This is a genomic window from Chryseobacterium sp. HNCC26DJ241 (genome assembly GCF_057180505.1).
In genome coordinates this window covers 1-20,226 of record NZ_JBXUGL010000036.1, presented here as the reverse complement: position 1 = coordinate 20,226, position 20,226 = coordinate 1, and the positions used below count along the sequence as shown (strand labels likewise).

The window sequence follows — 20,226 nt, the reverse complement described above, 5'->3', positions numbered from 1 at the left end:
GCTGTTTACCATTCATGCAGGTTTCCGCGCAGGAAAAACCAAGCGACAGCGCTACTATTCGTAAAGAATATTCATTGCCGAATCCTATTCGTTATGAAGCGTTTTACGATATCAATTCCGGAATGTATTATGTATATCCAAAAATTGGCAATTTAGTAATCGGAGAACCGATTGCAATGACTTCGGAAGAGTATAATGAATATATGCTTGCCAATGCTTTAGGTGAATATTACAAAGAAAAATCTAATAATCAAAGTCTTGCATATAGAGATGATAAGACGGATGCCAAGAAAAAAGGCTTGATTCCGAGCATTACCATTCGTAACAAACTCTTTGAAACTATTTTCGGCGGAAATAAAATTGAACTCATTCCACAAGGTTTTGCTTCATTTGATATTGGTGGACTTTACCAAAAAATTGATAACCCATTAATTCTACCACAGAATAGAACCAATTTTGCTATTAATATTCAGCAAAGAATCCAGTTGGGTATATTAGGAAAAGTAGGGGAAAATCTTCAGCTAAAAGCCAATTATGATACACAAAGCGGTTTTTCTTTTGAAAACAGAATGAATATTGCGTGGCAGGCAAAAGGAAGCTGGAAAGATTTACAATCCAAAGGATTAGACGGAAAAGGGAGAGATCCTGAAGATAAAATTATCAAAAAAATAGAATTTGGTAATGTGAATTTGCCACTTTCTACGAGCTTAATTCGTGGATCAGAATCTTTATTCGGGTTGAAAACCGAATTCCAGCTTGGAAAAACCTTTGGAACATTCGTATTTTCCCAACAGCAGGGTGAAGCGAGAACCATTGTTGCTCAAGGTGGTGGTGTAATGAATAATTTTAAATTATTTCCTACCGATTATGAGGATAATCAGCATTATTATTTAGGTCATTATTTCCTTGATAACTACGATAAGGCATTACTGAATTATCCTTCTCTAAGTTCAAGAATAAATATTACCAGAATTGAGGCTTGGGTTTTTGATCAAGGTTCAGGAAACTTGAGTGAACAAAAAAATATTTTAGGAATTAGAGATTTGGGAGAAGGTACATCTGGCTTTCCGGATAACTCTCAAAGTAATTTATACAATAGTATAGTTGCATTAGGAGCCGATTTACGAGATCCTACCAAAACTTTAAATACAATCAATGGCGCAATTCTTCCTACTCCGGATGGAAATACAGAAACGTATGATATCAATTCAGATGAATTTATTTATAGCCAAAGAGCAAAACGTTTATCTCCTTCGGAATTTACTTTTAATCCGCAATTAGGATACATATCTTTAAATCAAAGATTGGATGATAAGCAATTTTTGGCTGTAGCTTATTCTTATACCGTAACCGGTGATAATAAAGTATACAAAGTAGGTGAGTTTTCTGAGGAAAGCCCGGTACTTATTTTGAAAATGCTTCAATCCAATACGAAATACGGGCCTCAATATTCAACTTGGGACTTGATGATGAAGAATGTTTACTCATTAAATACACTACAAATCAGCCCGGAAAATTTTATGTTGAATATCAATTTCCGTGACAAAACATCAGGAAAAGTAAATTATCTTCCCAATACTTCTGTACAAGATATTCCTTTAATAAAATTGATGAACTGGGATCGTCTTAATATTAATGGCGATGCCAATACAGACGGATCTACAACCGGAGATGGAATTTTCGATTTTGTAAAAGGAATAACGGTAGAACCGGAAAATGGCAGAATTATTTTTACAAAAGCAAAACCTTTCGGGGCATATTTGCAATCTGTTTTAGGCAATGATCCCAATTTTGTTTTCAATGAATTGTATACTAAACAAAAAAATGAACTTGGGGCACACCAACTTAAAAATGCTTATACTATCGAAGGGCGCTATAAAGGATCTCAAGGTTCCGGAATTTCTTTAGGAGCTATCAATGTTCCGCAAGGTTCTGTGAAAGTAACAGCAAATGGAACCCAGCTTACGGAAGGAGTTGATTATACCGTAGATTATATGCTCGGAACGGTCAATATTATTAATGAAGCCATTAAGCAATCCGGACAGGCAATTAATATTTCTTTGGAAAATCAGCTTACGTTCAATACTCAAAGAAAACGTTTCTTAGGATTGAATCTCGAACGTAAATTCAATGAACATTTTACATTAGGAACTACAGTTGTTAATTACTCCGAAACTCCGCTTACACAAAAAGTAAATTACGGACAGGAAGCTGTAAACAATACAATGGCAGGTTTCAACCTAATGTATAATAATGAACTTCCTTTTCTTACAAGACTTACAGATAAAATTCCTTTAATTAATACAGAAGCGCCTTCCAATCTGAATTTTATGGCAGAAGCCGCTTATCTGATTCCAGGGACAAATAGTGGAATCAACGATCAATCCTATATTGATGATTTTGAACAAACTACTTCCAAAATTTCCCTGAAAGAACCGGCAATGTGGAGTCTTGCAACCAAACCGGAGTTTAATAAGAATGATGCTGTTTTTTCAAATGCCGGTATCAATGATGATTTAACAAATGGCTACGGAAGAGGTTTGCTTTCATGGTATAATATTGACCCGAGATTTTACGGAGTTGGAGGAAAAGCACCAAGCGGAATTAATGCACAAACTCTTTCTAATCATGCTTCCAGAAGAGTTCAAACTTCGGAATTATTCAATAACAGAGATTTTGTTGCTGGTGAACAATTATATACCAATACTTTCGATATTACTTATTATCCGCAGGAAAGAGGTCCTTATAACGTAAACCCCAATTCTGAGACTACTCAACAAAGATGGGCAGGTTTGATGAGACCAATTTCTGTAACTAATTTCACCAATTCCAATATTGAATATGTAGAATTCTGGATGATGGATCCTTATGCAGATGGTAATATGCTCGGAACAAACCCTAAACTTTTGTTGCAATTAGGAAATATGTCTGAAGATGTACTAAAAGACGGAAAACTACTGTACGAAAACGGATTGCCAACTCCTAATGTTCCAGCCAATACTACGACATCCAATTGGGGAGTTCAGCCTAAACAATTTCCTATATTGTATGCTTTTTCTACGGAAGGTGATGAAAGAACAGTTCAGGATTTAGGATATGACGGTTTTGATAATGCTACCGAAGCTGCAAAGTTTGGAACGGGAGCTATAAATCCTGTTACACAGCAAAATGACCCAGCTTCTGATGACTTTGTATTTTACCTTTCCGATCAGTTCCAAGGGAATCTCGCCTCTTCAGTTGCAGAACGCTACCGATATTTCAGAAATCCACAAGGAAATTCTGCAAGCAATAGTTTAGAAGTTGCTACACAAACTCCAGATGCTGAAGATACTAACAGGGATTATAATCTTGATCAAAGTGAGGACTATAATCAGTATACGATTGATCTTGCTAAAGATAAACTGAAACTTGGTGAAAAATTTATTGTGGATGAAAAACAAGTTGAGGTTAAATTTCAAAATGGGCAAACAGGTACTAATAAATGGTATTTGTTCAGAATTCCTGTTAAAAATTATGATAAAGCAAGTATAGGAGGGAAAGAAGATCCTTATATTCTAAATAATGTTCGTTTTGCAAGGATGCTTTTAACAGGTTTTGATGAGAAAGCAACTTTACGTTTTGGAACCTTTGATTTGGTACGTTCCGATTGGAGAAGTTATACTAATAAAATTGCTGTAGAAGGAACGGGAACTGATGAAGGAGATGTTTATACTCCGGCTCTCAATGAAGAATTTTTTGTAGGAAGTATAAATCTTGAAGAAAATGCGTTGAACAAGCCACCATATGTTCTTCCTCCAGGAATCGATAGACAAGTACTGAGTGGAAATGCAGGATCTCAAAGACAGAATGAAGCTTCTCTTTATATGAAAGCAACAAATTTGGGAAATGCGGCAAGAGGAGTTTTCAAAAATACACAACTGGACATGAGAAGGTACAAAAATCTTAAACTTTTTGTGCATGCAGAAGATTTGAAAAATCTTACGAGTACAGAATATGATGATACTGCAAAATTCTTTATCCGTTTTGGAAATGATGCTACAGATAACTATTATGAATATGAGGCTTCTTTAAAATATACAGCAAGTAATGCAAGATCTCCACTTGAAATTTGGCCTTCCGAAAATACGGTAGATCTAGATATTCAAAATTTTGTAGACGCAAAACTTAAGCGAGACAAAGATGCAATAGACAAAATAAATGAACGTTATCCTTATGCTGAATATGGTGATACAGATAAAAAAATCTATGTAAAAGGAAGACCAAGTTTAGGAAATGTGACCACCATTATGATTGGAGTAAGAAATCTGGCAGGTGCAGATGGTAAAGCAACAGGTCCAAAAGATCTTGTATTATGGGTAAATGAAATGCGTCTTTCCGGAATCGAAAACGATGGAGGTTATGCAGGAAATGCAACTTTAAGTTTCAATCTTGGAGATTTTGCAACGGTCAATGCAAGTGGTTCTTATTCTTCAGTAGGATTTGGAACTATTACGCAACGACCTTCTGAAAGAGCCCAAAGTGCACAGTCTGCTTTCGGTGTAAATACAACTGTGAATGTAGATAAATTACTTCCTGAGAAAGTTGGAATGAAAATTCCTGTAAACTATTCTTATGCGCAAACCATTGAAGATCCAAAATATAATCCGATTGATAATGATGTAGAATTCAGTAAAGCTCCTAACAAAGACCAGCTGAAAAAAGTAGCCAGAACCTATACACAACAAAGAAGTATCGGAGTGGTAAATATGCGCAAGGAAAGGGTAAATACTTCAAAAAAACCAAAATTCTATGATATAGAAAATGTTTCTGTAACGGCAGTATACAATGATGATTATTATCGCGATGTGTACACCAAGAAAAACTATCGTCAATATCTTCGTGGTTATGTAGATTATAATTATTCTTTCAAGCCATGGGTAGTACGTCCGTTTAATAAATTGGTGAGCGATACTGCAAAATCATATAAATATCTGAGATGGTTTAAGGAAATTAATTTCAACCCGATTCCTACAAGAATTTCTTTCAGAACAGAATTGGACAGAAATTATAACGAACTTCAGTTTAGAAACATTGAAGCTATCCTTACCGGAACTAATGCTTTGGATTTTGATGTGATTAAAAATAGAAATTTCTATTTCGGATGGCAATATGGAATTGGATTCAATTTTACAAAATCTTTGAAATTGGAAATTAATTCAGCAATGCGTACAATTAATGATCATTTAAATGTAGCAAACATGAATAGCTCTTCCATATTTCAGGATCCGTTCCGTGCAGGTAGACCGGTATTGTATAATCATAGAGTTCAATTGAATTACAGATTCCCATTCGAATATTTCCCATATCTGGATTTTATTAATGCAGAACTTGGCTATGGATTTACCTATAACTGGAATGCTAGGAGTACAGTAATGACAAGATTTGTAAATCCTGACAACAACCAAGTAGAAAGTTTGGGAAGTATAGGGCAGAATACCAATAATATTGTAGCAACTTCTACGGTAGATATTCCGAAATTTTTCAGCAAGTTCAAATACTTCCAAAAAATCAATGAGAAGATGCAGAAGCGTAAGCAAGAAATTGACTCTCTCAATAATGTGTATACTACTGCTTGGCAGAAAAAGAACAAAAAGAAAAGTTTTAAATCATATAAATTTAAGAACAAACTTACTCCAATTCAGAGTGTAGCTTATGCGCTTACTTCCATAAAGCAATTGGATATTTCCTATAATGAAAATAATGGAACGGTACTTCCGGGATTACTTTCAGCTCCGAATTGGTATGGTTATGGACAAACTTTAGGAGGGCCTACATTTGGATTCTTGTTAGGTTCACAAGCTGATATTAGGAGAACAATCATTGAAAAAGGATGGATATCGAATTCTCCATACATGACGGATGCATATACACAGATGTCAAACCAAAATCTCACCGGAAATCTTCAGATTATGCCGATCAATGATTTCAGAATTGATCTTAATATTTTGAAAAATTATAATCGTAGTTTCACCCAGGGAGGTTATAATGTAGATGCTAATCCTACAACTTCGCAGTTTGATTTTTCATTTGGTACGGATTTAATTACTTATTCCAAAACAGCATGGACTTTCAAGACGGCATTTTCTGATAGAAAATCTATTTATGAAAGTATAGTTGCCAATGCTAAAGCTATTTCTCAAACATTTGGTGTAGCAGAAGCGGATGGTTATGTTAAAGGATATGGTTTGTCCAATGCTTATATTTTGATTCCGGCATTCCAAGCTGCTTTGGAAGGAAAATCTCCAAAAACTATGGATAACCCGAAAAAATCAGGATTGCCACTTCCGAATTGGAGAATCACCTATTCCGGATTGAAAAATATCCCAATTGTGAATCATTATTTTTCAAAATTTGATGTTCTTCATGCCTATACTTCTACGTATACAGCAAATGGAATCCAAACAAGTATCGATCATTATAATTGGTTGAATAATGGAACTTCAGAATTTGATGCTTTTGGTAATAAATATAATCCGTATACTTTTTCACAAGTAGGATATGTAGAAACTTTTGCACCACTTCTCGGAGCTGATGTTACGATGAGAAATAATATGCAGTTTAGAGTTCAGTATAATAGAGACAGATCGTATATACTTGGATTGGTAAATCAGACTCTTACTGAAGATATTGGAAAAGAGTATATTATAGGTTTTGGTTACATTATCAAAGATCTTCCGTTAAAAATAAACTTTAAAGGAAAATCCAGAACTGTAAAAAGTGATCTTAATATTCGTGGAGATTTCTCTTTACGAGATAGTGAGACCAGTATTACTACAATTTCTCAAAACACATCTGATACACAAATAACAGGAGGACAGAAAATGACGAGCATCAAACTTTCTGCGGATTATAATATCTCTCAGAATTTTAATGTCAAATTTTTCTACGATCAGTTACTTACAAAATATAAGATTTCAACAGCTTTTCCAATGTCCACAATGCGGGCAGGTTTAACAGCCACGTTCACATTTGGAGGATCAGGAGGAAACTAATATAAAGACTGTCTCGTTGAGGCAGTCTTTTTTGTTATTTTTTTCTATAATATTCATTAATTTTGTTGCAGTTTAAAATAAAAGATGGATAATTTTATTGATAATGACGATGATATATTTACAGGAAAGGAGCATACTCCAATTCGTAAAGATGCATTTGATCTGAATACAGAGGAAAAAATCGAAAAAATTGAGAAACTTTTTGGAGAGATTATGTATACTTTAGGATTGGATATGACGGATGATTCTCTGAAAGATTCACCAAAACGGGTAGCTAAAATGTATGTAAATGAAATTTTCGGAGGGCTTCTCCCTGAAAATAAACCCGGAGTTTCCACTTTTTCCAATAAGTATAAATACCGCCAAATGCTTGTGGAAAAAGATATTACGGTATATTCTTTTTGTGAGCATCATTTTCTGCCCATTATTGGAAAAGCACACGTTGCCTATATTTCTAATGGAGAAGTGATAGGTCTTTCCAAGATCAATAGAATTGTGGATTATTATGCAAAGCGTCCGCAAGTTCAGGAACGTTTAACAATGCAGATTGTTGATGCTTTAAAAGAAGCATTAGGAACCAAAGATGTTGCCTGTATTATTGATGCAAAACATTTATGTGTAAATTGCAGAGGAATAAAAGATACGGCAAGTTCTACCATTACAGCAGAGCTTAGTGGAATTTTCCGTACCAATCCGATTACAAGGCAAGAATTTTTGCATTATGTAGGAAGTCATGCAAAGTTGGATTAAGAAATGATTTCACAAATTATTAAGAAAAATATCAGATTACTTTCAGAAAGATATAAACATGAAGTGTCTTATTATAAGAATGTGATTATAATTAAAAATGAAAAGAATTTTATTGAAATTTTTCCTCAAACAAATGAAAATATTCTTGTTAAATATAATTTTGAAGAGGGAACAATTGAAATTAAAGTTCAGGATTTTGAAATTTATGATTTGCTGATTAAAGTCTTTGAAAGAAAGGATATGGAAAAAGTTGCTTTGACTAATGGTTATCCTTTAAATCTTAATGATCTCGAAGAAGAATTTGGAGATTTAAATATATTTGAAGAAGAATTAATTTCTTTGATAAAATCAAATACAGACTACTCGAATATAGGGGGTAACCGTGTATTAACGGAATTTTATAAAAATATTCTTATTTTAAGAGATGACATTGGAACTGCAAAATCTAATGTAATAAATTTAAACAATGATAAAATTTAAAAAAGTTTCTTTTCAGATATTTATTGCAACAATTATTTGTTGTTAATGGGATCACTTTGTCAAAGTTTAGAATCTTTGACAAAGTTTTATTTGGAAAAATCTAGAACTTTAAACCTTAAATTTTGAATTTTTAAAAATGCAACTAAAAATATATAACTCTCTCTCTGGAGAAAAAGAAATATTCAAACCTGTTCTTGAAGGAAATGTCGGAATGTATGTTTGCGGACCTACCGTTTACAGCAATGTACATCTTGGAAATGTGCGCACTTTTATGTCTTTTGATTTTATCTATAGAGCACTCACTTTTTTGGGATATAAAGTTCGGTATGTTCGAAATATTACTGATGCAGGACATTTAACGGATGATGGAGATATCAATAACGACCGTTTTGTAAAACAATCGAGGCTGGAAAAATTAGAGCCTATGGAAATTGTGCAAAAATATACGGTAGATTTTCATAAAGTTTTGGATGGTTTCAATTTGCTTCCACCAACTATTGAACCTACTGCAACTGGGCATATTTTGGAACAAATAGAACTGACCAAAAAATTAATAGACACCGGTTTTGCCTATGAAAGCAATGGTTCGGTATATTTTGATGTTTTGGAATATAATAAACGCGGACTGAATTATGGAGAACTTTCCAGAAGAAATATTGAAGAATTATTTGCTAATACTCGCGATTTAGATGGTCAGGATGAAAAGAAAAACCCTCAAGATTTTGCACTTTGGAAAAAGGCTTCTCCTGCACATATTATGCGTTGGAATTCACCTTGGGGTGAAGGTTTTCCGGGTTGGCATTTAGAATGTACTGCAATGAGTACCAAATATTTGGGAGATAATTTTGATATTCATGGAGGCGGAATGGATTTGAAATTTCCACATCACGAATGCGAAGTAGCTCAGGGAAAAGCCTGCAATGGAACAAAACCTGTAAATTATTGGATGCATGCCAATATGCTGACAATGAACGGGCAAAGAATGAGCAAATCCACCGGAAATTATATTCTTCCGATGGAACTTGTAAATGGAGAAAACAATTTTTTTGAAAAACCATTTCATGCATCTGTGGTAAGATTCTGCTTTATGCAGGCGCATTACAGAAGTGTGTTGGATATTTCTAATGATGCAATGGTGGCAGCAGAAAAAGGTTTTCAAAGATTAATGGAAGCAATGAAATTAGTTAACGGTTTAGAATTAGCAAATAATAGTGAATCCATTAATTATCAACCATCAACCATCAATCTAAATGATTGGAAAGAAAAATGTTTTGAAGCATTGACGGATGATTTCAATTCACCAATATTGATTTCCCATTTATTTGAGGGAGTAAAATTCATTTTTGCTTTGAAAGATGGAAAAGAAAAAATTTCTACAGAAGATTTGAAGGAATTTAGAGCTTTGATGAATGCTTTTGTCTATGATGTTCTTGGTTTACAAAATATGGAAGAAAATAATAATGAAAAGCTGGATCAGGCGCTTCAGGTTTTAATAGAACTTCGAAATCAGGCTCGTAAACTCAAAAATTTTGAGCTTTCCGATCAGATCAGAGATCGTCTCTTGAGCGAAGGGATAGAACTGAAAGATGGTCGAGACGGTACAACGTATGTCTTGAATTGATCTTTTAAACTAAATTTTTTAGAAAAATATGAAATTCGCTTTGTCAAAGGTTACTGCCTTTGACAAAGTTTTTTTATGCAGTGCAGTTTCGATGCTATTTTATAAAGCTCTTATATTTTTTTGTTTTTTTTATATAAAATGAATTGAGGTCTTGCTTTTTATTTTAAAAAAGTGTTAATTTAGTATGAGTTTTTAAAAGAAGTTTCATTTTAAAATATAGTATATGAGAAAAAGTTTATTTCCTTTAATTTTACTTTGCGTAGGGATTAATTCATTTGCACAGCAAGATTTTTTTGCTCTTTCCGGAAAGGATGTTCCAAATATAGTTTTCAATGATTTTCGGGCTTTGGATGTAGAAAGAGGTATTTCCGGAGAAATTTTCCTAAATACAGAATCTAAGCCTGTAGTATTTTCGGAAGTTCGTAATATGCAGGTGTCAGAAGATCAGAAATCGTATAATCATGCTCAGTCAAGTTCTATGGCAACGCTTGCATTTGATGGAAAAAACAAGCTGATTTATATGCCGTTGTATTCTACTAATATTTATGCTTTAGATATTAAGACAAAAGAATTGATACTGATTGAAAGTGGTGTTGTAAAAACATCAGCATGTGATGTCAATTCGCATTTTACAAGAATGACTTTAGGTGCGGATGGAAATATATATGCCATGACCAATTCCGGTTCTCAACTTTTACAAATTTCCAGAAAAGCAGGAAAATATGCCGTTAAAGATTTAGGAAATATTTCTGATGATCCGTCAAACGGAGAAAATCTTATTTCGAAAATGAATACCGGTTTTGGTGGAGACATGGTTGCAGATGACGATGGTAATCTGTATGTTTTTTCAGCGTTTGGCAATATTTTTAAAGTTTCGTTGCAGGATAAAAGAGCTACATTTTTGGGTACAATCAAAGGGCTTCCGGAAAATTATACCTTGAATGGTGTAGCCGCAAATAAGAATGGAGAAATAATAGTAGCAAGTGCAAAAGGCGGTAACTTTTATAAAGTAGATTTGGAAACCTTTCAGGCGATTCCAACAGCAGGTAATATTAATCTTCACATTTATGATTTAGCAAGTAATCATTTTGTGAATTCTAAAAAACTAATTGCTGTCGATACTAATAAAACCAACATTTATCCGACAAAAGTAGACGAAGGTTATACTAATATAAAATTTGGTAAAGACACTAAAGGAATTGTGTCTGTAGAAGTTTTGGATGCAGCTGGAATCAGTGTATTCAGAAAATCATATAACGCAAATAGTGAAGATGTACAAAAATTAGATTTGAAATTCCTGAATACAGGAGTTTATATCGTGAATGTTTTAAATGACAAGGGTAAAATATTAATAACCAAGAAAATTCTTGTTACTGAATAATTCAAATTAACTTAGTACAAGGAAAACCTTTTCAAAAATATTGAAAAGGTTTTTTTGCATCATTGCTTGTTTTAATAATGGCTTTGTAATCAACAGATTTTCAATGAATAAGATGAAAATTTACTTAAATTAAAAATTATTACATTTGCTGCTGAAAAATAAACTTCATGAAATTATATTTTAATATTAATTTTTTAACAAAATTTGGAGAAAAACTACAGGTTTTAGTAGCTGAAGAAGGTCAGGAACCCATAATTCACCAGCTTATTTACACCGATAAAGGTAATTGGAAGGCTGAAGTTGATTTTTATTCAAAAAATATTGCTTATCGCTACCAACTTACTGATACAGAAGGTAAAATTCTGGATGAAGAATTTGTAGAACACAAATTGGAGTTTCCTCACAATTATAAAGAATTTCAGATTTTTGATGTATGGAATCTGAAAAATTTTCCTGAAAACTATCTTACAAATAAGATATTAAAAAATAAACTAAGCGGTTTTAAACAAGAGAAGGTTTCGGTATTGAAAAAACATACGCACCTTTTCAGAATAGAGGCTCCTCTTTATCATCCGAATTGGAAGGTAGTACTTCTTGGAAATACACCATCTTTAGGAAATTGGGAATATCTGAGAACCATTCCAATGTCGCAAACGGACTATGGAGTTTGGGAAGTAGCAGTGGAAATCCCTGAAAATCAGCTTATCGAGTATAAGTATGGAATCATGGATGAAACTTCGGGAAATGTTTTTGATGTAGAATATGGCGAAAACAGATGGGCGTTTCCAAATTCTGACAAAAACATACTTCAGATAAAAGCAGATCATTTTTTCAAATATAAATCTTTTGAATTGTATCATGCAGCAGGAGTGGCAGTTCCTGTATTTTCCCTGAGAAGCGAGAATGGTTTCGGTGTCGGAGAATTTTCAGACATGAAAGCATTGGCAGATTGGTCAAAAGAGACCAATCTTGGAGTTATTCAGATTCTTCCGATTAATGATACTACTGCTAATTATACTTGGACGGATTCTTATCCTTATGCTGCAATTTCGGTGTATGCGCTTCATCCTCAGTATCTTTCTATTGATAATTTGGAATACAAACTTTCAAAAAAATTAGAAACAGAGTATCAGGATAAAAAAGCAGAATTAAATAAACTTAGTTTAATTGATTATGAACAGGTTATTTCCGGAAAATGGAAATATGCAACTGCGGTTTTCAATGAAAATAAAGAAACGATTCTGAAAGACAGAAATTTCAAAAAGTTCATAAAAGATAATGAAGAGTGGTTGCTTCCATATTCTGCATTCTGTGTTCAAAGAGACAAATATAAAACTCCGAATTTCAACGAGTGGAAAACTCATAAAAAATATATTGCAGGAAAAGTATCGCCATTTTTCTCTCCAAAAAGTAAAGAATATGAAGTGGCAATGCTTCATGCATGGATTCAGTATCAGTTGCATCTTCAGCTGAAAGACGCGATAGATTACACTCACAGTTTGGGTATTTCTGTAAAAGGTGATTTACCAATCGGAATTTACAGATATTCTGTAGAGGCATGGACAGAGCCTGAACTTTTCGGAATGGATTTTCAAGCAGGAGCACCACCAGATCAGTTTACAGATTTAGGACAAAACTGGGGATTCCCAACATACAATTGGGAAGCCATGAAAGCTGATGGCTACAAGTGGTGGAAAAACCGCTTCAAAGCATTGGAACAATATTTCGATGCCATGAGAATAGATCATATTCTCGGATTTTTCAGAATCTGGAGAATGCCGATTTCTGCAACGCAGGGAATTTTAGGTTATTTTTACCCAGCTGTTCCGGTTACCCTTGAAGAATTCAATGCTAGAAATATTCACTTCAATTATGATCGTTATTGCAAACCGTATATCAACGATCAGATTCTTTGGGATTATTTTGGCGATCAAAGAGATGTTATTCACAATGAGTTTATGAATAATCATTTCAACGGAACATACAGTTTCAAAGAAGAATTTGATACTCAAAGAAAACTAAGAGATCATTTTGATAAACATCCGCATCCATGGGCAGAAGAAAAACTGATTTCTCTTTGTGCAAATGTACTTTTTCTTGCAGAAGAGAGAGACGGAGCTACGGTTTATCATCCAAGATTTAATATTAATAAAACCGATTCTTACAAATATCTTGCAGATTGGGAGAAAAAAACTTTGCATGAGCTTTATCTGAATTATTTCTTTGAAAGACAAGACGGACTCTGGTATCAAAGTGCAATGGAAAAACTTCCTGTAATTCTGAATTCTACGGAGATGCTTATTTGCGGAGAAGATTTGGGATTGGTTCCGGATTGTGTTCCTTTGGTGATGGATAGATTGGCAATTACTGCTTTAAAAGTTCAAAGAATGCCTTCAGAAAATATTCTTTGGTATGATCCTAAAAATGCAAGTTATTTAAATGTAGTTACGGCTTCTTCGCATGATAGTTCTACACTTAGACAATGGTGGCATGAAAACAGAAATTTTACACAAAAATATTTCAATTCACAGCTTAATCAGCACGGAACTGCACCTTGGGAACTTCACCCATCGCTTGCAGAAATTATCATGAAACAACATTTGTATAATGATGCTATGTTGGCGATTTTCCCGATTCAGGAATTTTTAGCAACAGACCACACTCTTGTAAATCCAAATATGAATGATGAGAGAATCAATGATCCTGCTGTTTTTCCACATTATTGGAGATACAGAATGCATCTGAAATTGGAAGATTTGAAAGCAGAAGAAAATTTCAATGCAAAAATTTCAAGCTGGATAAATGATTCCGGACGAAAATAATTCATATTGATTATCAATGCTTTAAATAAATTTTTAAAAGAAGTTAGATTTTTAATTTAACTTCTTTTTTTTATCACTATCCAACTACCAGATTTCAATATTGAATTTTTTTAACTAAAAAAATATTTAAGAAAATGAAAAAAATAATTTTTGGGATGGTGATGATGTTTGGAAGTTTTGTCTTTGCGCAAAATTACCCGGATTATTATCCAACAAATGGAAACTATAATGACGGATATTATTCTGATAACGATGATGAATATTATTTTCCCGACGACTATTATTATGAATACCCTTCTGATTATTATACGGATGATTTTTATAATAATTATTATAATGATTACCAAAAAAGTATTATTGATATTAATTGGAATCATTTTTTTGTTGAATATAGACTTTCACCTTGGCAAATTCGGCAAATCATTTATCTGAATGAAATGTATCCTACATTTAATGTCTGGAACAACTATTACCGATATAATCCTGACAGATGGTATTATGATAGATTTTATGCACTTCAGCAAATTTTAGGACCAAAAGTTTTTGTGGTATTCCAGAATACATATTATCATGGATATAATCCGGTGGTATTTTACCAAAATTATAGGATAAAACACTATCGTCCAGTTGTATGTGTAAAGCCAAGATACAGAAATATCAACATCAATGTTTATAAAATTGACAGGCATCAATATCATCTGAACAACGGTTGGTCTTATAATTCAAGAGCAGGAATTGGATTCAAGGATACTCCAAGAAATGGGGGAAATGGAAGTTGGAATAATACCAGAGATAATGGTTTTAGAGATTCCGGAGGATTCCGAAATTCTGCACCACAGAGAAATAATACTCCAAGATTTGAAGGGAATCATAGAAATTTTGAAGAAAATCGTAGAGACAAGATTGATACTCCGCAGTCCAATCAAAATAATACTCCAAGAAATAATAATTGGGGTGGTTTTAGAAAATCTCAAGACTCAAATGAAAGAATGCAGCCAAACAGAAATTCAAATGAAAAAAGATCAGCTCCGCAGAATAATCGTTCTTCAGGGCAAAGATTTGTAAATCATTAAATTTCTGAAATTCATATCAAAGCTAGTTTTGATCTGCTTTTAAACAGGGATTTTAAAATAAAAATGTAATTTTAACAAATTTTATAATTCTGAGATTTAACTCTCTAAAAATATATATATCAAAAGAATAAATAACAATTAAATAATATCAAAATGAAAAAATTAGTTTTAAGTTTAGCACTTGTTGGATTAGGAACTTTTGCAATGGCTCAGCAAACCGAAATGAAAAAAATGGATAGAGCTGAAATGCAGCAAAGACATGAAGAAAAATTGAAAGAAATGAAAGAGCAATTGGCTCTTACCGATGCACAAGTAGCTCAGATAAAAGAACTTCATCAGAAGAGGATGGAAGAAGCGCAAGCTCACAAAATGGAGAAAATGGATAGAATGAAGAAAAATAAAGAGCAAATGGACAATGATATGAAAGCCATCCTTACTCCGGAACAATATGCTAAATGGCAAACTATACGCGCAGAAAGAATGCATGATAGAAAAGAAAAAATGATTGAGAGAAAGAGAGTTCAGAGATCTGAATAATTTTTAAGAACGAAGAATAATTAGTTCATAATTATATTTTTTAGTGGAAGCGGAATTTTTTTTCCGCTTTTTTCTTTTTATTTTTGCAAAATATACACTAAAAATTAAAAAAATGATAAGCGATAAAATTGGAAAACTTGTAAATGATCAGATTGCTAAAGAACAATATGCTGCACAATATTATCTTTCTATGTCTGCATGGTTTTCCTCCAAAGATTTAGACGGAGTTGCAAATTATTTCCGTGTGCAGAGCAAAGAAGAACTGATGCATGCTGATAAAATGTTTGATTATCTGGTAGATGTAGGCGGAGATATTACAATAGGTGAAATTCCGAAACCACCACATGAATTTGCAAATGCCACAGAAATTTTCGAAAAAGCATTGGAACATGAGAAGGTAGTTACACAAAGTATTTTCAATATCCTGAAAAATGCAAATGATGAGGGCGATTTTGCAACGGTATCTTTTCTTCAATGGTTTGTGAATGAGCAAGTGGAAGAAGAAGCTAATGCTTCCCAGTTGGTCACTAAAATCAAAATGGTTGTAGATAATCCTTCCGCATTGTATCTTTTCGATCAGGAATTAGGACAAAGAGTTTTTGTTTCTTCTGAAAATGGAAAATAATAAATGAAGAAAATTTTTGTCGTTACTTCTTTACTGTTTGTAAAAGCAGTATTTTCTCAAAATTATTCCGTAACGGAAATTTCAGAAGACTTAAAAAAGAATGCTCACGCTGTTATTCGTGACGAATCGCAGATTTATACCTTAAAATCGATCGATGATCTGGATATTGAACAAAAATATGCCGTCACTATTTTAGATAAAGGTGGAGATGATTTCTCTTCGGTTGTAATTCATTATAATCCGGAAACAAGAGTGAATAATATCAAAGTGAATTTATATGACTCTTTTGGAAAACTGATGAAAAGTTATTCGAAAAAAGATTTCTCAGATTTTACGTACAATAGAAGCGGAGCTTTATATGTAGATGACAGAGTTTTGGTACTGAATCCAACTTCTACCATGTACCCTTTCACTGTGGAAACAATATACGAAACGCATACTTCTAATACGATTAGTATTAATAATTTTTCACCTTTTCGTTCATTTGGTGTTTCTCTTCAGAAAAGCGATTTCAAAATTGTAAATAATTCCGGAATCAAAATAAGAACGAAAGTTTCTGATAATGAATTTGGAAAAGTAAAAGTTTCGGAATCGGGAAATATTTCAGAATATAGCTATGAAAATATTCCGGCTATTAAAGAACAAGAGTTTTCTCCCACTATTTCTTATTTAGTTCCGAATGTGGATTTTTCTCCGGAATCTTTTACACTGGCAGGAAAACAAGGTGATCTTTCAAGTTGGGACAATTTTGGAAAATGGTATTACAGTAAATTATTACAACCGTCTTCAGAAGTAACTCCCGAAATTTCTAAAGAAATAGCATCTCTCAATTTATCAGGAACTACTTCGGAAAAAGTAAAAAAAATATATCAGTATATGCAAAATAAAACAAGATATGTACTGATTTCTATGGGAATTGGCGGTTGGAAACCAATGCCTGCAAGTGAAGTTTCACAAAAAGGATATGGAGATTGTAAGGCTCTTACCAATTATATGAGAACACTTCTTACAGCAGCAGGAATTAATTCTCATTATGCTGTCATTTATGATAACCGAACCGAGCTGAAATTTGATAAAAATTTTCCGGAGCTTAATGGAAACCACGTAATTCTAATGGTTCCAAGTGAAAAAGGAAATATTTGGCTAGAAAATACTTCACAAAAAATTGCATTCAACCATTTATCGTATACTTCGCATAATCGTAATGTATTAGCTGTAAAAGAGAATGGAATTGAAATTATTGACACTCCTGTTTATAAGCCTGAAGAAAGTAAGGAAGTAATGAATGCCCAGATAAAACTGAATGCAGATGCAAGTATCAGTTCCAATGTGAAATTTTTGTATACAGGTGGTCAGTACGATTTTTCTTTGCGATTACTTGGATTGAAAAATGATGAACTTAAAGATTGGGTAAAAGACAATTATTATAATTTGAAAATAAACGAGGTTACTGTAGAAAACTTAGATAACAATAGGGATAATGCGGAAACTTCTTTCTCCATCAATCTGAAAGCAAATGATTTTTCAAAAAAATTAGGAGAAGATATTTTCTTTCCTGTGATGCCTTTCGGAAAAACTTCAATGGTTAGCCTGAATGAAGAAAGAGTATTGCCTTTTGAGATGTATTTTCCATATCAGGATGATTATACTGTGGAATATAGTGCTCCATCAGGTTTCAAATTTTCTGAAATTCCACAATCTGTAAATTTTTCCAGCGAATTCGGATCATATTCTATGAATTTTGAACTGAAGAATGAAAAACTTTTGGTTCATCGGATTCTTACCATAAACAAAGGACTTTATCCTAAAGAAAAGTTCAAAGATTATGCAGCTTTTAGAAAGAAAGCAGCAAATATAGATAACACGAAAATTTTAATTAAAAAACTATAAATGAAAAAACCCCTAATTATTCTGTTGAGTTTCAGCTTCAGTTTATTTTTTGCACAACACAAATTTCTTGATATTCCTAAATTAACGGATGAAGATGTTTCCAATACAAAACCTAAAATAGATGCGGAAGCTCCTGCTGAAGTACTATATCGTTCTTATCATTATAGAATTGATTATAACGGATATTTGTATACAGATGTGATCAGCCGTGTGAAAATTTATAAAAAAGATAATGCAAAAGATTTTTTAGATCATGAAATTTCATTATATGATGATACTCACGGTTCCCGTGAAACTTTAAGCGGACTAAAAGCCTACACATATAATTATGAAAACGGAAAAGTGGTTTCTACAAAAGTAGACAGCGATTCTAAGTACAAATCCAAAGAGGATAAAAACTATACCGTTACAAAATTTGCTTTTCCTAATGTAAAGGATGGTTCAGTTGTAGAGTATTCATATAGCATACTTACACCTTTTTGGGGTTCAACACCGGTTACATATATGGAAGATGAAATTCCTGTAAAATATGTAGAATTTGTTTTTGATACACCTAAAGTATTAGGATATAATATCAATTACAAAGGAAGTCTTACTCCGGCTCATAGAGTTGTGAAAGAAGATATTATTTACGGAGGAGAGTATCAGGTTTACAGATTTGGATATGAAAATCTTAAGGCGTATAAAGATGAAGATTTTGTTTTGAATAATAATAATTATAGAACTGCACTGAGAGCTGAACTTAATTCTATAATGACCAAAACAGAATTAAAACAGTATGCTTTAACTTGGAATGATGTCAGAAAAAAATTATACGAGCATGATGATTTTGGCTATCAGCTGAAAAAAGATAATCTTGTAAAAGAAGTTCTTCCTCAGGATATTAAAGACATTAAAAATACTCAGGAAAGAGCAGCAGCAATATTAAAATTCGTTCAGAAAAATTATACTTATAATAAAGAAGACGAGGTAGTAACAGATAAAGGAATTAAAAACCTTCTTACTACAAAAGTCGGAAATGCAGCAGAGGTCAATCTTCTACTTACAATGCTTTTGAAAAGTGCAAATATCCAAGCCAATCCGGTTGTCTTGTCTACAGTGAAAAAAGGTTTGTTACTTTCCTATAATCCGTCTCTTGCTCAATTAAATTTTGTGCTTGCAAGTTTTGAAGATGGTGGTAATATTTATCTTTTAGATGGAACTTCCAAGTTATCCAAAATTAATATGATTTCTCCAAAAGCATTGAATTACTATGGAATAATCATGACAGAAAAAGAAGCGAAACAGATCAATATTTTGTATCCTGGAGTTAGTGAAACATATTTAACAGTGGATGCAAAAATGACTCCTGAAGGAACTTTTGAAGGGCATTTTTCGGATAGAGATACTCATCTTTATGCGATGATGGTAAACAATATGTATGATGAAAATAAAGAAAATTTCCAGAAAGAATATAAGGACAAATACAAATTCCCGTTCACCAATATTACATCCGGACTTCAGGATAATGACGATTTTGAAACGAGTTTTGATTTCAATTCGGATACTTTTGTAGATGCAATTGGGAACAAATTGGTTTTCAATCCTATGCTTTTTCTTTATACTCAGAACCATTCCTATAATCAAACTCAGGAGAGAAAAGCACCTTTGGAATTTATTACCAGAAACAAGAAAATAAAAAAAATAACCATCACACTTCCGGAAGGTTATGTTTTTGAAAATGTTCCAAAATCTAAAAAATTCAGAACAGATGATGATTCTATTCAATATGCTTATATGGTAACACAGGAAGGAAATAAAATTTCTGTGGAAGCGACCACTACAATTGATGATTCTGTTTTCCCGAAAGAATATTATCCCGCTTTTAAACAGATTTTTGATAATATTACAAAATTGGAAGGACAAGTAGTAACTGCTGTAAAAAAGTAATTTTTATAGAAATTAATATAAAATCAATAGGAGCGGGCTTTAGCCCGCTTGTTTTTTCGAAAAAAATTGGCTTTAGCCAAAATTTAT

The 20,226-nt window shown here is 32.9% G+C and carries 11 protein-coding genes; all 11 read left to right on the top strand.

Annotated elements, in window-relative coordinates; translation table 11 throughout:
* The first annotated feature begins 14 nt into the window (after window positions 1–14).
* The 11 genes from sov to AC2A1C_RS13730 all read left to right on the top strand — a co-directional run bounded on the left by sov (window position 15) and on the right by AC2A1C_RS13730 (window position 20,139).
* Window positions 15–7,031, top strand: coding sequence for a T9SS outer membrane translocon Sov/SprA (gene sov, locus AC2A1C_RS13780; RefSeq protein WP_484026399.1), 7,017 nt, complete (start codon window positions 15–17; stop codon window positions 7,029–7,031).
* 84 nt (window positions 7,032–7,115) lie between these two features.
* Window positions 7,116–7,781, top strand: coding sequence for a GTP cyclohydrolase I FolE (gene folE / locus AC2A1C_RS13775; protein WP_484026398.1), 666 nt, complete (start codon window positions 7,116–7,118; stop codon window positions 7,779–7,781).
* A 3-nt stretch (window positions 7,782–7,784) separates the two neighbouring features.
* Window positions 7,785–8,261 (top strand): hypothetical protein, encoded by a 477-nt coding sequence (locus AC2A1C_RS13770; protein WP_484026396.1) that lies wholly within the window; start codon window positions 7,785–7,787, stop codon window positions 8,259–8,261.
* 136 nt (window positions 8,262–8,397) lie between these two features.
* On the top strand, window positions 8,398–9,882 hold the full coding sequence (cysS, locus tag AC2A1C_RS13765) for a cysteine--tRNA ligase (protein ID WP_484026395.1): 1,485 nt from the start codon (window positions 8,398–8,400) through the stop codon (window positions 9,880–9,882).
* Window positions 9,883–10,105: 223 nt separating this feature from the next.
* Window positions 10,106–11,263, top strand: coding sequence for a T9SS type A sorting domain-containing protein (locus AC2A1C_RS13760; RefSeq protein ID WP_484026394.1), 1,158 nt, complete (start codon window positions 10,106–10,108; stop codon window positions 11,261–11,263).
* Between the two features lie 167 nt (window positions 11,264–11,430).
* Window positions 11,431–14,085, top strand: coding sequence for a 4-alpha-glucanotransferase (locus tag AC2A1C_RS13755; RefSeq protein WP_484026393.1), 2,655 nt, complete (start codon window positions 11,431–11,433; stop codon window positions 14,083–14,085).
* 134 nt (window positions 14,086–14,219) lie between these two features.
* Entirely contained in the window at window positions 14,220–15,158 is a 939-nt protein-coding gene (locus tag AC2A1C_RS13750) for a hypothetical protein (RefSeq protein ID WP_484026392.1), read from the top strand.
* Between the two features lie 153 nt (window positions 15,159–15,311).
* Entirely contained in the window at window positions 15,312–15,695 is a 384-nt protein-coding gene (locus AC2A1C_RS13745; RefSeq protein ID WP_484026391.1) for a hypothetical protein, read from the top strand.
* Window positions 15,696–15,807: 112 nt separating this feature from the next.
* Window positions 15,808–16,320, top strand: coding sequence for a ferritin (locus AC2A1C_RS13740; RefSeq protein ID WP_484026390.1), 513 nt, complete (start codon window positions 15,808–15,810; stop codon window positions 16,318–16,320).
* A 3-nt stretch (window positions 16,321–16,323) separates the two neighbouring features.
* A complete protein-coding gene (locus tag AC2A1C_RS13735) occupies window positions 16,324–18,210 on the top strand; it encodes a DUF3857 domain-containing protein (RefSeq protein WP_484026388.1) in 1,887 nt (628 codons plus the stop codon).
* Window positions 18,211–20,139, top strand: a complete 1,929-nt coding sequence (locus AC2A1C_RS13730) for a DUF3857 domain-containing protein (RefSeq protein WP_484026387.1) — start codon at window positions 18,211–18,213, stop codon at window positions 20,137–20,139.
* Window positions 20,140–20,226: the final 87 nt, after the last annotated feature.

What these genes read in the sequence shown, in the direction of transcription:
- sov (WP_484026399.1), top strand. Translation starts at nt 15, where the DNA reads ATGCAGGTTTCCGCGCAGGAAAAACCAAGCGACAGCGCTACTATTCGT.
- folE (WP_484026398.1), top strand. Translation starts at nt 7,116, where the DNA reads ATGGATAATTTTATTGATAATGACGATGATATATTTACAGGAAAGGAG.
- AC2A1C_RS13770 (WP_484026396.1), top strand. Translation starts at nt 7,785, where the DNA reads ATGATTTCACAAATTATTAAGAAAAATATCAGATTACTTTCAGAAAGA.
- cysS (WP_484026395.1), top strand. Translation starts at nt 8,398, where the DNA reads ATGCAACTAAAAATATATAACTCTCTCTCTGGAGAAAAAGAAATATTC.
- AC2A1C_RS13760 (WP_484026394.1), top strand. Translation starts at nt 10,106, where the DNA reads ATGAGAAAAAGTTTATTTCCTTTAATTTTACTTTGCGTAGGGATTAAT.
- AC2A1C_RS13755 (WP_484026393.1), top strand. Translation starts at nt 11,431, where the DNA reads ATGAAATTATATTTTAATATTAATTTTTTAACAAAATTTGGAGAAAAA.
- AC2A1C_RS13750 (WP_484026392.1), top strand. Translation starts at nt 14,220, where the DNA reads ATGAAAAAAATAATTTTTGGGATGGTGATGATGTTTGGAAGTTTTGTC.
- AC2A1C_RS13745 (WP_484026391.1), top strand. Translation starts at nt 15,312, where the DNA reads ATGAAAAAATTAGTTTTAAGTTTAGCACTTGTTGGATTAGGAACTTTT.
- AC2A1C_RS13740 (WP_484026390.1), top strand. Translation starts at nt 15,808, where the DNA reads ATGATAAGCGATAAAATTGGAAAACTTGTAAATGATCAGATTGCTAAA.
- AC2A1C_RS13735 (WP_484026388.1), top strand. Translation starts at nt 16,324, where the DNA reads ATGAAGAAAATTTTTGTCGTTACTTCTTTACTGTTTGTAAAAGCAGTA.
- AC2A1C_RS13730 (WP_484026387.1), top strand. Translation starts at nt 18,211, where the DNA reads ATGAAAAAACCCCTAATTATTCTGTTGAGTTTCAGCTTCAGTTTATTT.